10 protein-coding genes are annotated in these 15,300 nt (G+C 59.8%); 4 read left to right on the forward strand and 6 right to left on the reverse strand.

Features of this window, described 5'->3' with window-relative positions:
• Nucleotides 1-75 precede the first annotated feature (75 nt).
• The 3 genes from sppA to ACUZ79_RS00650 form a co-directional block, all read right to left on the reverse strand.
• A complete protein-coding gene (sppA, locus tag ACUZ79_RS00640; RefSeq protein ID WP_449250383.1) occupies nt 76-1,113 on the reverse strand; it encodes a signal peptide peptidase SppA in 1,038 nt (345 codons plus the stop codon).
• A gap of 355 nt (nt 1,114-1,468) precedes the next feature.
• On the reverse strand, nt 1,469-3,148 hold the full coding sequence (locus tag ACUZ79_RS00645; RefSeq protein ID WP_449250384.1) for an AMP-binding protein: 1,680 nt from the start codon (nt 3,146-3,148) through the stop codon (nt 1,469-1,471).
• Between the two features lie 108 nt (nt 3,149-3,256).
• Nucleotides 3,257-3,826, reverse strand: a complete 570-nt coding sequence (locus ACUZ79_RS00650) for a helix-turn-helix domain-containing protein (RefSeq protein WP_240825337.1) — start codon at nt 3,824-3,826, stop codon at nt 3,257-3,259.
• Nucleotides 3,827-4,002: 176 nt separating this feature from the next.
• Here ACUZ79_RS00650 and hypF point away from each other — a divergent pair, with 176 nt between their 5' ends.
• Nucleotides 4,003-6,504, forward strand: coding sequence for a carbamoyltransferase HypF (hypF, locus tag ACUZ79_RS00655; RefSeq protein ID WP_449250385.1), 2,502 nt, complete (start codon nt 4,003-4,005; stop codon nt 6,502-6,504).
• Between the two features lie 51 nt (nt 6,505-6,555).
• On the opposite strand, the gene ACUZ79_RS00660 is transcribed toward hypF, so the two are convergent.
• Nucleotides 6,556-7,947 (reverse strand): RsmB/NOP family class I SAM-dependent RNA methyltransferase, encoded by a 1,392-nt coding sequence (locus ACUZ79_RS00660; protein ID WP_449250386.1) that lies wholly within the window; start codon nt 7,945-7,947, stop codon nt 6,556-6,558.
• Nucleotides 7,948-8,165: 218 nt separating this feature from the next.
• Between ACUZ79_RS00660 and ACUZ79_RS00665 the strand changes: the two genes are divergently transcribed.
• The 3 genes from ACUZ79_RS00665 (at nt 8,166) to purE (ending at nt 11,874) form a co-directional block, all read left to right on the forward strand.
• Nucleotides 8,166-9,845, forward strand: a complete 1,680-nt coding sequence (locus ACUZ79_RS00665) for an FG-GAP repeat domain-containing protein (protein WP_449250387.1) — start codon at nt 8,166-8,168, stop codon at nt 9,843-9,845.
• A gap of 186 nt (nt 9,846-10,031) precedes the next feature.
• Nucleotides 10,032-11,318, forward strand: coding sequence for a phosphoribosylamine--glycine ligase (gene purD, locus ACUZ79_RS00670; RefSeq protein ID WP_449250388.1), 1,287 nt, complete (start codon nt 10,032-10,034; stop codon nt 11,316-11,318).
• Between the two features lie 58 nt (nt 11,319-11,376).
• A complete protein-coding gene (gene purE, locus ACUZ79_RS00675; protein ID WP_449250389.1) occupies nt 11,377-11,874 on the forward strand; it encodes a 5-(carboxyamino)imidazole ribonucleotide mutase in 498 nt (165 codons plus the stop codon).
• Nucleotides 11,875-12,062: 188 nt separating this feature from the next.
• On the opposite strand, the gene ACUZ79_RS00680 is transcribed toward purE, so the two are convergent.
• The gene (locus ACUZ79_RS00680; protein ID WP_449250390.1) at nt 12,063-13,652 is read right to left on the reverse strand and encodes a histidine kinase N-terminal 7TM domain-containing diguanylate cyclase; all 1,590 of its coding nucleotides are present in this window, start codon (nt 13,650-13,652) and stop codon (nt 12,063-12,065) included.
• A 252-nt stretch (nt 13,653-13,904) separates the two neighbouring features.
• Nucleotides 13,905-15,113 carry a saccharopine dehydrogenase family protein gene (locus ACUZ79_RS00685; protein WP_449250391.1) on the reverse strand — a complete coding sequence of 403 codons (1,209 nt, stop codon included), beginning with the start codon at nt 15,111-15,113 and terminating at the stop codon, nt 13,905-13,907.
• Between the last annotated feature and the right edge of the window lie 187 nt (nt 15,114-15,300).

Here is a 15,300-nt window from a genome sequence, read left to right on the forward strand (position 1 = left end):
CAATACTCATAATACAAGAATTTTATTACCTATTATTGTCAGAGCACATTAGCCGCACTACAGATAGCGCTGCCCCTAAAACTGGTAAAGAAACACAGGGCTGCTGGAAGAAAGGCTGCCCAGTGCGCTCAGATCAACCCCGAGCATGGTTTTGAGGCTGCGCGGCAGCCAACCGCCTTCCTTGGGCCGGGTCACAAGCTTGCGCTCTGCTGGTACGCCGCACTGTTCCGCAAGCCAGGCCAAAGCCGTTTGCTGCCCGCCCAGTTCGTCCACCAGTCCAAGCTGCACGGCCTCCCGCCCAGTAAAAATCTTGCCGCTGGCAAGCGCGGCGGCGCGGGCATGCTCCATATGCCGCCCATCGGCCACGATATCCACAAACTGCTGGTGCATGTCATCCAGCACTTTTTTAAAATAGTCGCGCTGCTCGGTGCTCAGCGGGCGCATGTAGGAACCGGCGTCTTTGTAGGGAGCGGTGGTTATTGTCTCCTGCCCCACCCCGATTTTGCCCATAAGGCCCTGCAACTGCGGAATATCCATGCGAACGCCAATGGAACCTGTCACGGTGGAGGCATTGGCAAACACGCGCGACCCCGCCATGCTGACCATCAGCCCGCCCGATGCGGCCAAAGACCCCATGCTTACAGCCACGGGCTTTTTGCGGGCCAGTTCTCGCACGGCGCTATAAATTTCCTGCGATGCCGCAGCGCCCCCGCCAGGCGAATCCACACGCAACAGTACGCCCGCTATCATGGGGTCGCGCTCCACCTTGCGTATCCATTCAAGGGCAGGTTCCGGATCCATAATGGGGCCGGAAACAGACACAAGGGCTATGCGCTGGCCGCCCATGAGGCCGTTGCTGCCAAGAGCAGCGCCAAACACACCGACACCTGCCAGCAAAAGCAGTATAAGCCCCCAAAAGATGACCGGATGCCGCTTGCGGAATGGGCGACGCAGCAGATCCTTCCACACGTTTGCCGGAACCTGGGCCAGCGGGCAGGCGCAGGACTGCCCAGCCGAGGGGGCAGGCGCTGCTGAGGACGCCGCAGATGGTGCAGGTTCGACCAGGCCGCCATCGGGCATGGCGGACATGGAAAGCGGAGACTCTGTATTCAATGAAAATTCCTGATTGCTCATAACGCTCTTTGACCTGATTGTAGTTGTGATGGGCCGTGGCCCGATGGTGGAAAAATCCGCAGGCTGGCTACACTATCGGCGGAGATGGCCGCATGGCCTGTTCAATGGCTTGGAAATTTTTATGGCAAGGGGCTGGGCGCACGGTTGGGCTGACGGCAGAGGCCGGAGACTGGCGCGGAGCGGGATTGTTCACGCAGGTTCATGCGACTGTGGCAGGCTGTTTGTCTGGTTCATGGCGCGCATTGTTTGCCCAGGGGAGCCTATACTTTTTAGACACATCCTGACTTTTTGTTGCATTGGCGCGCCCCGCAAGTGCAGGGCGCGCCTTTTATATTTAGCGTTGCATGGGTTCAGGCCAGAATTCTGCGGCCATTTCGCGCAGTTTGAATTTCTGGATCTTGCCGCTGGCGGTGAGCGGGAACCCTGTTATTGTTTTGATGTACTTGGGTATCTTGTACCACGACACCTTGCCGCGACAAAAATCGCGCACGTCTTCCGGCAGAATTTCCACGCCAGGACGGGGGATGATGAAGGCCGCGACCTCTTCGCCGTACTTGCGGCTGGGAACAGCCACAACCTGCACGTCCAGAATGCCGGGCATGCCCATAAGGAACTCTTCAACCTCACGCGGATAGATATTTTCGCCGCCACGGATAATCATATCCTTGATGCGGCCCGTCACGCGCAGGTAGCCGTTTTCGTCCATAACGCCCAGATCGCCGGAATGCAACCAGCCTTCGGGGCTGATGGCCTTGGCCGTGTCATCGGGCATATTGTAGTAGCCCTTCATGACATTGTAGCCACGACAAAGGATTTCGCCCACCTCGCCGCGCGGCAGTTCCTCGCAGGTGTCGGGGTCGCCCACGCGCACTTCAATGCCGGGCATGGCGCAACCCACGGTTTCGCAGCGCAGCGACAGGGGATCATGAATATCTGACTGGGTCATCACCGGCGAGGCTTCCGTAAGGCCGTAGCAAATGGTGATTTCCGTCATGTTCATGTCGTCCACCACGCGGCGCATGAGCGGCTCGGGGCAGACAGAACCGGCCATGATGCCGGTGCGCATGTGCGAAAGGTCAAAACGCTTGAAAAGCGGATGCTCCAGCTCTGCCAGAAACATGGTGGGCACGCCGTATACGGCAGTGCAACGTTCGCTGTCGAGCGCAGCCAGCACCTTGAGCGCGTTGAACGACTCAAGAATAACCATGGTCGCGCCGTGGTTCACTGCGGCGGAGACGCCAAGCACGCAGCCGAAGCAGTGGAACAGCGGCACGGGCAGGCACACCCTGTCTTCCGGGCCGAAATTCTGGTGGCGACCAATCCAGTACCCGTTCAGCCCCACGCCCACATGGGTCAGCATGACCCCGCGCGGAAAGCCCGTGGTGCCCGAGGTGTACTGCATGTTGATGACATCCCACGGCTGGAGCAGGGCCTGACGAGCAGCGTATTCCGCCTCGTCCACCATGACGGAAAGGGAGAGTATTTCCGGCACGGAGTACATGCCCCGGTGCTTTTCCGCCCCCAAAAAGCACACGCGCTTGAGGTGGGGCAGGCTCTTGCACACAAACCTGTCGCGCGACTGCAAACGCAGCTCGGGCGCGATGCGGTAAAGGGTGTCCAGATAGTCGTGGTCGCGCACACTGTCGATAAGAAAAATATTTTCGCACTCGGAGTGGGTGAGCAGGTAGCGCAATTCGTGTTCACGATAATTGGTGTTTACCGTAATCAGTATGGCGCCAATTTTTGCCGTGGCGAATTGCAAAGCCACCCAGTAAGGCACGTTGGTGGCCCATACCGCGACCTTTTCACCCTTCTGCACGCCAAGAGCCATCAACCCCTTGGCAAAATCGTCCACCAGAGCGCCAAATTCGCTCCAGGTCTGGCGATAGTTGCGGTCAGGGTATACCAATGCTTCATTATCGGGAAAGCGCGCCACCGTGTGGTCAAGCACCTGCCCCAACGTCCATTCGCGCAGTTCAAACTGCGCCTGACGCTCACGAACTTTTTCTTCCATGCATCCTCCCAAAGGCGTGTTGCGGCTGGTGCGCCGCTGTTACGCGGTGTGCGGCCTGAAGGGCTTTGGATCGCGCCCCGAAGCAGGCCAACAGAAAGTAAACATGCCCTAGGGATTGTATGTCACAGCCAGAAATTCCACAGGCTCGTCGCCAGCTGCGCCCACGTAATGCGGCACAATGGAATTGTAGTAAATTGTTTCGCCAGGCTTGAGCACGCGGGTTTCGCGCCCATAGACCACAAGCAGTTCGCCCTTGAGCACGCAGATAAATTCCTCGCCCTGGTGCGAGGTGGTCTTGCGTTCACCGCTCTCGGGGAAAATGCGGATATGGAAGGGTTCCATGTTGCGGTCATTCTTGCCCTTGGCCAGCGCATGATAGGTATAGCTGGGGCGGGGGACGCGCCCTGTGTGCAGGGCTTCATCGGCCTCGGCCTCGCCATTGATGCTGCTCACCACCGGGTCGCGCGAAAACTGGTCGTCCAGAAAAGTGCCAAGGCGCACGCCAAGGGCGCGGGCCACCTTTTGCAGGGGGCCGATGCAGGGATAGATGGCGTCTGACTCCAGCTTTTCAAGATAGTCTTCCGTAAGGCCCGTATTCTGGGAGAGAGTTTGCAGGTCAACTTCGCGTTCTTCGCGAAATCCACGGATGCGGGAACCAATGGTACGCACGGGGGGCATAGACGCTCCTGATTGCCGGATATGCCGGGTTGGATGCCGCTCTGGCAGGATGACGTGGCGGCAAGCAACCCACTAAATACCGAAAAGCCCGTGCGCTCGCAAGCAAACATGCGCTGTTGAGCGGTCATACAATACCCCTGCTGACACATTTTGCTCTTTGCGCTATGCTCAAAGGCATGAGCAAACAACCGATGGTCAGAAGGGCCTTTGTGGCCTCCGGGCAAGTGCAGGGCGTGGGTTTTCGCCCCTTTGTCTACCGCCTGGCCGCCGAGGGCGGGCTTACAGGCACTGTGGGCAATACCTCTCAAGGCGTGCGTATGGAACTGCAGGGCGCAGAGGCAGAAGTGCAGCGCTTTGGCCGCCGCCTGCGCGCCGAACTGCCGCCGCTGGCACGGCTGACCAACGTGGACGAACACGACTTGCCTGTTGTAGGGGACGAAACAGCCTTCCGCATTGTTTCCAGCTCAGGGCAGGCAGCGCACAGCGTGCTTGTAAGCCCGGATATGGGCGTATGCGCCGACTGCCTTGCCGACATGCGCGATCCGGACAATCCGCGCTACCAGTACGCCTTTACCAACTGCACCAACTGCGGGCCGCGCTACACCATCACGCGCTCCATTCCCTATGACCGCGCCGTTACGTCCATGAGCTGTTTTCCGCTTTGCCCCCGGTGCAGCGCGGAATACGCCGACCCGGCAGACAGGCGTTTTCATGCCCAGCCCGTGGCCTGCCCAACGTGCGGCCCGCGTTTGTGGTTTGTGGATGCGGCTGCGGCCAGCAAAGGACAAACTGCGCCGACCGCAGAAAATCAGCAACAGGCTTTGGAACAGGCCGTACAGACCCTGCTCCACGGCGGAATTCTGGCGCTCAAAGGCCTGGGGGGCTTCCAACTGGCCTGCGACGCGCGTAATGCCCAAAGTCTGCAGGAGCTGCGGCGGCGCAAAACACGCCCGCACAAGCCGCTGGCCCTCATGGTTGGCGATCTGGCAACAGCCCGCGCCCTGTGCGAGCTCACGCCGGAACACGAGGCCCTGCTGCAAAGCCCGGAAAAGCCCGTTGTTCTCTGCCCCCGCCGCAGTGCGACGCAGAACAGCGCAACCACACGGAATGATGCCGCCTATTTGCCGCACGAGGTAGCCCCTGATACTGGCAAAATTGGTATCATGCTGGCATACACGCCCCTGCATGCCGTACTTTTCAGCCGCCTTGCGGAATGCGCGCCCTTGCCGCCCGTGCTGGTCATGACCTCGGCCAACGCCGGGGGCGAACCCATTTGCCTTGGCAACCGCGAGGCTCTGGCCCGGCTTGCCCATCTCACGGACGCATGGCTGCTGCACGACCGGGATATTCTGGTGCGTGTGGACGACAGCGTGGTGACGCTCCAGCCGAGCTTGTCCGGTACGAATGCGCACGGCGCATCTGCGCCCGCGCCCCAGCTTGCCGAGCCGCTGTTCTACCGCCGCGCCCGAGGCTATGTGCCGCGCCCGGTTTTTTTGCCCAAGGCGGAGCAAAACGCCCCCTCCGTGTTGGGAACCGGAGCAGAGCTCAAGGCCACCATCTGCCTGACGCGCGGAGCCGAGGCCTTTGTGGGCCAGCACATCGGCGATCTGGAGAATCCCGCCACCCTGAGTTTTTATGAGGAGGTGGCCTCGCATCTGGAAAAGCTGCTGGAAGTGCGGCCCGAAGCTCTGGTGTGCGATGCGCACCCCGATTTTCTTTCCACCCGCTATGCCGAGGCCCGCGCAGAACGCGAGGGCCTGCCCCTGTGGCGCTTGCAGCACCACGCCGCTCACGCCGCTGCGGTGCTGGCCGAAAACAGTCACTACGCCCCGGCGCTGGCCCTCTGCCTTGACGGCACCGGCCTTGGCGATGACGGCACAGTCTGGGGCGGAGAGCTGCTGTTCATGGAGCTTGAACAGGCCCAGTGGCGCAGGGTGGGCCGTCTGGCCCCCTTTGCCTTGCCTGGCGGAGATGCGGCGGTGCGCCAACCCTGGCGCATTGCGCTGGCCCTGCGCAATCTGTGCGAGCAGGCGGAAATTCCTCTTCCATCACTGCACACCCCCTGGCTGCCGGAACAAGAGCAGGCCACCGCTGCGGTGACAGAAATGCTGCGGCGCGGCATCAACTGCCCGGCCACGTCCAGTTGCGGACGCCTCTTTGATGCGGTGGCCGCACAATTGGGGCTGTGCCTAGATACAAGTTATGAAGGTCAGGCCGCCATCCGCCTTGAAGATGCCGCAAACCGTGCCCAAGAACGCATCCGAACTGCGCTTGAGGGCAAGGCGTGCGACAAGGACGTGGCCGCGCTGATCTGGCCCGTTGGTGTTGCGCTTCACCACAATTTGCTCGAAATGGACAGCGCGGGCCTGTTTGCCCTCGTTGCGCAGGCGCAGGCGCAGGGAATGGACGCCACAGAAGCTGCGGCACGTTTTCACCTCAGCCTTGCGCGGGCGCTGGCATGCATGGCGGGCCGTGCAGCCCGCAAACTGGGCGTGAATTGTGTGGGCCTCACCGGCGGCGTATTGCAGAATGCCACGCTGGCGCGGCTGCTGCCGCTGGCGTTGGCAGAGCAGGGACTCACAGCCCTCACCCACCATGAATTGCCGCCAGGTGATGGCGGGCTTTCCCTCGGTCAGGCCGTGTGGGGCAGAAGGATGCTGGCAAGGGCGAAACTCTGATTACAAACAAGGCGGGAAACGCAGAAAGCTATCGGCTGACAGTATCCGCGCCTATTTGAATCCGGCTATGGCCCTGCCCTGCTTGAGGACAATGCGCCCCAAAGGCAGATCGCGCCACCACAGGCCAGCCTCGCGCCCGTTCAGCCCTGTCTGGCGGCTTTGCCCGCTCAACAGGGCCGTGATATCGCCCACATCGTCCAGCACCAGGCTGGAGGCGGCATCCGGCGGCGACTGCATGAGCACGCGCAGGCGCGGCGCAGCATCCAGCGTTCCGCCGCAGAGCTTGCCCAGCAATGCCCCCTGCCATACACAACCGGGGGGCAAAAGAGCTGTGGCCTGCGGCGGCACAAAACGGACGTGCTCACCGTACAGCACCGCCCGCCCTGAGGGCAGCAGATCAGGGTTGCAGGTGACGCCCACCAGGCTTTCCGGCGGCAACGGACTGCCTGAAGGACGTTCAACGGGCTTTCCCGCTGGGCCATCACCGCGATTACGCCCGATACGCCGCCCATTGCGCTGACCAGCGCTCTGCATCCCGGAGGGAACGTTCGCAGAGGCTTCAAAAACGGTTTCTTGCGGCTCAGACACGTTGCTTTCAAAGGGCAGAGCCACCGTATTCGCATGGCCCGGTTTGCGAAAAAGGGCCACATAAAATCCCTGAGCCTGCGAGCGCGCGCCGTCCACGCGCAAGGTGCCTTCGCCGCCGGGCAGCTCCTCCCACACGAAACCGGGGATGGGATCAAGATGTTCGCGCTCCAGCCCCAGTTCCTGCTCGGCAAAGCGCACCTGCGCCTCGTTTTCATCCACATTGGTCGTGCAGGTGGAATACACCAGCCGCCCGCCGGGGCGCAGCAGCGAGGCTGCATGGCGCAGCAGACGGCGTTGCAGCCCGGTGAGGCTGTCGAGCTTGTCGCCCTGCCAGAGCTTGAGCACCTGCGGGTGTTTTTCTGCGGTTCCCCATCCGGAACAGGGAGGATCAAGCAGGATGGCGTCCCATGAGCCGGGCCGCAAAGGCAGGGCATCCCCGCTGTAGGAGCAGGTGGCGGCCTGTATCAGATTAAGCTGGTGCAGGTTGGCCCGCAGGGTGCCAAGGCGCGTGGGCGACGGCTCGTTGCCGAGCACAAAACCATTGCGCCCCACAAGCTGGGCCAGAAAGCCCGTCTTGCTGCCGGGGCTTGCGCACATGTCGAGCACGGCGCTGCCAGCAGAGGGAGCCAGCGCCAGCGGCGGCAACATGGATGAACGGTCCTGTATATAAATGTAGCCGAAAAATGCAGCCAGCGAACCACCAAGCGGGCGCGGCTCGGCCACAAGGCGGCGACACAGGGGAGAAAAAGGTTCCGGCTCAAAATCATACCCCTGGGCGCGCAGCAGGGCCTCCACTGCGGGCACCTGCTCCGGGGCGCATACCAGGCGGAAGGAACGGATAAGAGTTTTCGGCATGGCGGCATATTATTGACAGTACGGCCTTCCCGCAAGGAATTTATCTGTTGCGGCGCGCTCCACAGGCTCCTTGCGTCTTGCACGGCGCTGCAAGTGTGCGTATAGTGCGCCAGTGCGGAAGTGCCGGGCTGCTTTTGACAGTCGGCACCGGTTGACCGCCACAACGGCCCGTGGCCGTACTTTACCGGGTATTTGCGTGAATACTCAAGGAGAATGGAATGAAATTCGCCATGCGACTGACTTTTTCGGTCTGCCTGATGCTCGTCGCCGTTGCTGCGGGCGCTGCCAGCGCCGCCGCTAAAAGCGCTGTGGTATTGCCCTTTGTGGTCAATGCCCCCCAGAGCTACGCTTACCTTTCCAAGGCTGTTCAGGCTACCATCCAGGGACGCCTTGACCGCCCTGGCGTGCTTGAAGCCCGTGCGGGACAGAACAAGGCCGCCAGCCAGGCAGAAGCCCAGCAGGCGCTCCGCTCTTCTGGTGCGGACAACGCCATCTGGGGCTCCGTGAGCGTCATGGGCAACGACTGCACCATTGTTATGAACAGCGTGGACAAGGCTGGCAAAGCCTGGAGCAAAACCGCACAGGCTCCTGTGAGCGAACTGACCACTTCTGTGCAGAACCTTACCTCGGCCATGAGCCAGGAAGTGTTTGGTATTTCCTCCGCAATGCGCAGCCCCGGCTCCACCGCCGCAGGTTCCCCGCGTGGCGCAACCGCCAATGGCGACATCGTCACCAACGAAACCGGCCAGCAGCAGGTGTACCTGAACCCGCAGTTCCGCTATCAGGGCGCTGGCGCTGAAGATGGCTCCCGCCTGCGCACCCAGCGCCTGGGTTACAACATGGTCGACATGGCCGTGGGCGATTTCAACGGCGATGGCAAGAATGAAATCGCCATCCTGAGCGACCACGATCTGCGCATCTACAGCTGGCCTGCCAATGGTCAGCTCAAGCTGATTGGCGAAACCACAGTTTCGCGTTCCAACAACAACTTCTCCATGCGCGCCATCGACCTCAACCGCGACCGCAGCATGGCCCTTGTTGTGACCACCACCGAAGAATCGAGCAATCGCCCTTACTCCTATATTTACAGCTTTAAGGGCAACAAATTCACCACCATGGCCGACCGCATTCCTTACTATGTGAGCGTCATGCGTGTGCCCCCCACCTACAGCCCCACTCTTGTGGGCCAGGGATGGGATTCGCTCAAGCTCTTTGCCCCCGGCGTGCGCATCATGACCAAGCAGGACGGCAAATATACCCTTGGCACCCGTCTTGATCTGCCCTCCGGCGCCACCGTGTTCAACTGCGTGTGGCTGCCCGCCGGCAAGAACGGCAAGGGTGAGCAGCTTGTCATGCTGACCGATGATGAGCGCATCAAGCTCTTCCAGGGACACAGCAACACTCTGATTCACACCACCATGGAACGTTATTCCGGTTCTGCCACGGGCATGGACCACTACAAGGGCATGCCGGGTCTTGGCGTTGACAAGAACTATCAGCTGCCCAGCAAGTACTATGCCCCCATGCGCCTCATCGCTGCCGACATCGGCAATACCGGCGACTACACGCTGCTGGTCAACAAGCCCATTTCCACTGCGGCTCAGTTCTTTGACCGTTACCGTTTCTTCCCCCAAGGCGAAGTTCATGCCCTGTACTGGGACGGCGTGGGCCTTGGCCTCAAGTGGAAGACCCGCCGCATCCGTGGCTCTGTGGCAGAAATCGACCTGGCTGACGTGAACAACGATGGCATCCTTGATCTGGTGGTGGGCCTGAACACCTCGCCCGATCTCGGCATCGGCAGCCGCCAGTGCATGATTACCGCCTATCCTCTGGACGTTTCGGCTACTAATCCCAACGTGCCTGCGGACTTGAGCGACTTTGAAGTAAACCCCAACTAGCGGGGGAAACGGCCCTTCGCCAGCGCGAGGGGCCGTTTTTATCTGCGGCGCAGAGCTGCGGATATGGAGCAACGGCCTTGCCTCAGCTCTGGCAATAGCCAATATAAAGCGGTAAAACCCACATGGGTTTTACCGCTTTATAACCAGTTTACTGAAACGGAAAAGTTTTTGGAGTAAGGAGACAGCATGCGCATCCTTGTGATCGGCTCCGGTGGCCGCGAACACGCCCTGGTTTGGAAAATCCTGCAAAGCCCCGAAGTCAGCGCCATTTTTGTCGCGCCCGGCAACGGCGGCACCAGCAGCGAAGGGGCCGTCAACGTGCCTGTGGCTGTGGACGACCTGGACGGATTGCTGGCCTTTGCGCGCAAGGAGCACATCGACCTGGTGATTCCAGGCCCCGAACTGCCCCTGACGTTGGGCATTGTTGACCGCATGCGCGAAGCGGGCATTCCCAGCTTCGGGCCGGATGCCTATGGCGCGCGCCTTGAGGGCAGCAAGGCTTTTGCCAAGGAAATCATGAACCGCGCCAAGGTTCCCACCGCCCATTGCGAAGTGTTCAGCGATGCGCAGGCGGCCCGCGACCACATCAACAAAGTGGGCGCTCCCCTGGTCATCAAGGCGGACGGCCTCGCCGCAGGCAAGGGCGTCATCATTGCCCAGACCGTGCAGGAAGCGCTGGACGCCATTGACGAAATCATGACCGAACGCGCCTTTGGCGATGCTGGCAACCTTGTGGTGGTGGAAGAATGCCTTGTGGGCGAGGAAGCCTCCTTCCTCTGCGTATGCGATGGCACACGCGCGGTTCCCCTGCCTTCGGCGCAGGATCACAAGCGTGTGTTCGATAACGATGAAGGCCCCAATACCGGCGGCATGGGCGCTTACAGCCCCGCCCCGGTGCTGCCCGACAGCATGCTTGAAGAAATGGCAGACCTCACTGTGCGGCCCATCCTGCGCGAGCTTGCCAAGGACGGACACCCCTTTGTGGGCGTGCTGTACGCGGGCCTGATGATGACCGCCGACGGCCCCAAGGTGCTGGAATACAACGTGCGCTTTGGCGACCCCGAATGTCAGCCCCTGCTCATGCGCCTTGACGGCGACCTGCCAGCCATCATGCTCGACGCCGTGCGCGGCAAGCTTGACCCGGAAAGTCTCGGTCAGACCAGCCAGACCGCTCTTGGAGTGGTGATCACCGCCAAAGGGTATCCCGGCTCCTACGCCAAGGGTCTGTCCATCGAGGGGATTGAAGACGCGGACAGCGTACCCGGTGTAAAGGTTTTTCACAGCGGCACTGCCGTTAAGGACGGAGCGCTCGTTTCCAACGGCGGGCGTGTTTTGTGCGTCACCGCACTGGGCGATAGCCTGGCCGCCGCGCAAAAGGCCGCCTATGCCGGAGTGGCCAAGGTGCGCATGCAGGATGGTTTTCATCGCACCGATATTGGCGAAAAAGGCATCCGCCGTCTGAACGGGAAATAACAAACCGATTTTACAGAATATTCCGGCGCTTTGCGCCGCACCACAGGAAGGTAAGACCATGCCGCAAGTAGTCATTTTGATGGGGTCAAAGTCTGACGAAGAAAAGGTCAGCCCCTGCGTAGACGTGCTGAAAAGCCTTGGCGTAAGCTGCACCATCACCGTCAGTTCCGCGCATCGCACCCCGGAACGCACCGAAAGATTGGTGAGCCAGTACGAAGCCGAAGGCACCCGCGTGTTCATTTGTGCCGCAGGCATGGCCGCGCATCTGGCTGGAGCCGTTGCCGCCCGCACTACGCGCCCTGTAATTGGCATTCCCGTTTCCAGCGCCGCTCTGTGCGGCATGGACGCGCTTTTTGCCACTGTGCAGATGCCTCCCGGATTCCCGGTCGCCACCGTTGCCACCGACAAGGCTGGCGCGCGCAATGCCGCATGGCTGGCCGCCCAGATTCTGGCCGTGTCCGACCCCGCGCTCAACGAACGCATTGCCGAAGCCCGCGCCAAGATGCGCGAAGAAGTGGAAAAAGCCGGGGAAGAAATCAGCCGCAAGTACGCCTAGCGTACTAGCCCTGGCAGCAGGGCCGACGCTTGCACCGTACTTTGTCCATGCTTTGATTCGCCATAAGAACCCACGGTACAGGCACGAACCGTGCGCTGAAAAGACCGACAAACGCCCGCATGCTGAGCTTGCGGGCGTTTGTTATTGCCAGATGTTGCGCTGACGCTGCAAAGCGACAGGCGGATTGATTACACGGACTCGTCTGCACCGTACTCAAGGCCAACAGAGCGCACCCTGTTGCGTCCCTCCTGCTTGGCGCGGTACAGGGCTGTATCTGCCGCCAGAATAAGGGCATCGCAGATTTGCGTGCTTTCCATGCCCTGTGGAGCGCCCGGTTCAAATACTGCGGCGGCAACGCCAACACTAATGGTCACATTTATGGCAGTACCGTTGAAAGCCACGTCTATCATGGCGGCAACCTGCCGCAGCCGCTCGGCGAGAGCCACGGCCTCATCCTGCCCTATACCAGGCAGCAGCACAGAAAATTCCTCGCCGCCATAGCGCCCAAGCAGGGCTTTATGACCAAGCGAGTCTTTCAGGGCGGCCGTGACGCCCCGCAGTACCTTGTCTCCCGCCAAATGCCCGTACTCATCATTGACTCGTTTGAAATGGTCGATGTCCAGCAGCATAAAGCCGAGCTTGCCTCCAGCCTCCTGGCAGCGGTCGATCTCGCGCTGAAAAGCCTCCATAAAAAACCAGCGGCTGAACACCTGGGTCAGCGCGTCCTGTGACGCGATTCGCTGCATTTTTTCAAGCAGTTCCTTACTCTCGGTCATGTCGTACAAGGATACAATGAGGCCGGAATCTTTTTCTGACTCCCCAACCCTGGCGCAGGAGACCTTGTAAAAACGCAACCCACCCGCCACCGGCAAAGCAATCTCCCTTTCCTCATTCTGCACAAGCGCCGCCACATCAAGGGAACTCTGTTCAGGAAACACATCCCTGACCGCCAGCCCCACGGCATTCTCTGACAGAGCCGGAAGAATGGACACAGCGCTGTCGTTGAAATCCACTATCCGCAGTTTGTCGTCCAGCACCAGCACGCTGGCGCTCATGGTCTTGAAAACCTTGTCACGCGCTATGGGCACAAGGTCGAACATGCGCAGGCGGGCCATGGCAAAGCCGCTCAGCGGCAGGGCCGCCGAGAGAATGAATGGCTCAATGTCAATGCCGTAGGGCGCAAAGCCAAGAGTCTGCAAAAAATTGCCTATCCAGAGGCTCAACGCGCCAACAAAGATAGTTTTTGCCTGCCGTCTGCGATAGCCCGTTGCTTTGCCGTAGGAGAAGGCAAACAAAGTCAGCCCCGCAAAGGCAACCAACATCTTGTAAACAAAATCTACATAATACCACCAGCCCTTCTGTGTTACCGCCACAGGGAAAGGACCGCTGGCATCCACTGCAAATGTTTTATAATGGAAATGGTGATACTCATTGGTGTAGAGCATCACAATAGTCGTCAATGGCACCACAAACAGCAGGGCCAGCACAGTCTTGCTCTTTATTGAATAGTTATTGTAATAAATGGCAAAAAGGAACCAGAACACTGCAATAAGCGGTGCTCCAAGATACTCAATTTTTAAGGAAAGATAGATTGTTTCAGGCGTGCTTGATGCAAGTTCGAAAATGTACCCGACCGTGTACATGAAAATAGACATGAACAAAAACAAAAAGGCCGCATACCCGTTTGAGCGCGCTATTCTGGACGAATAGCAAACAGCATAGAGCATGCCCGCGCACGATATACTCAGAAAAAGAATACAGGCAGCTCTTATTATCACTGAATATGCCTTATACTATTCACCCTGTGAGCGTGCCAGCTGCAACTGGCCTTGCGGGCGCAGCTGGGCATTCAAAATACCCTGCGGAGGCGGAAAAACACAGCCCGCGCTCGCGCGCAATTTTGAAGGTCCGATATTTTTTATCTGTATCCCCACGAGCTGGCAAGCGGTGCTTCCCCGACAGCAAACAAAAACTCCGGGCCTGCCTGAGCAGACACCGGAGTCTTTGCAACAATCAAACCAACGTATTGACTAGAATTTGCCTGTCACGTCCAGGCACTGCCAGGGCAGGCCGTAGACGTTGAGAGCCTTCATGAAGGGATCAGGATCAAACTGTTCCATGTTCCACACGCCGGGCTTGCGCCACAAGCCCTGAGCCACCATCTTCGTACCGATCATGGCCGGTACGCCCGTGGTGTACGAAATGGCCTGGGAGCCCACCTCCGCATAACATTCTTCGTGATCGCAGATGTTGTACACGTAGACGGTTTTTTCTTTGCCGTCCTTGACGCCGCGCATGAGATCGCCAATGCAGGTCTTGCCCTTGGTCAGGGGGCCGAGGGAGGCCGGGTCGGGCAGCAGCTTGGCAAGGAACTGGATGGGCACAATGTCCTGCCCCTGAAACTTCACAGGGTCGATGCGGGTCATGCCCACGTTGCCAAGCACCTTGAGGTGGTTGAGATAATTCTCTGAAAACGTCATCCAGAAGCGAGCGCGACGGATCCCCTTGAGGTTCTGCACCAGCGATTCCAGTTCTTCATGATACATGAGGAAACATTTTTTAGAGCCGATGCCGTCAGGGAAATCAAAATTCATGGACCAGGACAGGGGGTCAGTTTCCACCCACTCGCCGCGTTCCCAATACCGCCCTCGCGCCGTGACCTCGCGGATGTTGATTTCAGGATTGAAGTTGGTGGCAAAGGGCTGGCCGTGATCACCAGCATTGCAGTCGATGATGTCGAGCACGTGCACTTCGTCCAGCTGGTGCTTGAGCGCCCAGGCCGCGTACACGTTGGTGACTCCGGGGTCAAAGCCGGAACCGAGCAGGGCCGTCAGCCCCGCCTCGCGGAAGCGATCCTGATAGGCCCACTGCCACTTGTATTCAAATTTGGCTGTGTCCAGCGGCTCGTAGTTGGCGGTGTCCACATAATGCACGCCGCATTCAAGGCAGGCATCCATAATGTGCAGATCCTGATACGGCAGGGCCACGTTGCAGACCACATCGGGCTTGACCTGCCGGATGAGGGAGCACAGCTCGGGCACGTTATCCGCGTCCACCTGAGCGGTCGCAACTTCGACGCCAAGACGCGTCTTGACGCTCTGCACAATGGCATCGCAGCGGGAAAGGGTGCGGCTTGCCAGCGTTACCTTTGAAAATCCGCCTTCCTTGAGTACCTGCGCACACTTGTGCACCACAACGCTGCCTACGCCGCCCGCGCCAATAATCAGAATATGAGACATGTTCCTTCTCCGTGGTGGAAGAGGTATACCACTGCGCGGCATGGCCGCGCCGCCATTTTCATATATCGCGCCCGTGGGCGCAGGGTTGCCGGGTCGCATGACCCGGGCCGGAAAACATGATGCCCGCACGGCGTGACAGAGCCGTTACGCCACGCGCGGAATGGGCCTTATGGCCCAGGAAAGTTCC

This window comes from Desulfovibrio faecalis (assembly GCF_053570625.1).

What these genes read in the sequence shown, in the direction of transcription:
- ACUZ79_RS00660 (WP_449250386.1), bottom strand. Translation starts at nt 7,947, where the DNA reads ATGCCGAAAACTCTTATCCGTTCCTTCCGCCTGGTATGCGCCCCGGAG.
- hypF (WP_449250385.1), top strand. Translation starts at nt 4,003, where the DNA reads ATGAGCAAACAACCGATGGTCAGAAGGGCCTTTGTGGCCTCCGGGCAA.
- purE (WP_449250389.1), top strand. Translation starts at nt 11,377, where the DNA reads ATGCCGCAAGTAGTCATTTTGATGGGGTCAAAGTCTGACGAAGAAAAG.
- purD (WP_449250388.1), top strand. Translation starts at nt 10,032, where the DNA reads ATGCGCATCCTTGTGATCGGCTCCGGTGGCCGCGAACACGCCCTGGTT.
- ACUZ79_RS00685 (WP_449250391.1), bottom strand. Translation starts at nt 15,113, where the DNA reads ATGTCTCATATTCTGATTATTGGCGCGGGCGGCGTAGGCAGCGTTGTG.
- ACUZ79_RS00665 (WP_449250387.1), top strand. Translation starts at nt 8,166, where the DNA reads ATGAAATTCGCCATGCGACTGACTTTTTCGGTCTGCCTGATGCTCGTC.
- ACUZ79_RS00650 (WP_240825337.1), bottom strand. Translation starts at nt 3,826, where the DNA reads ATGCCCCCCGTGCGTACCATTGGTTCCCGCATCCGTGGATTTCGCGAA.
- ACUZ79_RS00645 (WP_449250384.1), bottom strand. Translation starts at nt 3,148, where the DNA reads ATGGAAGAAAAAGTTCGTGAGCGTCAGGCGCAGTTTGAACTGCGCGAA.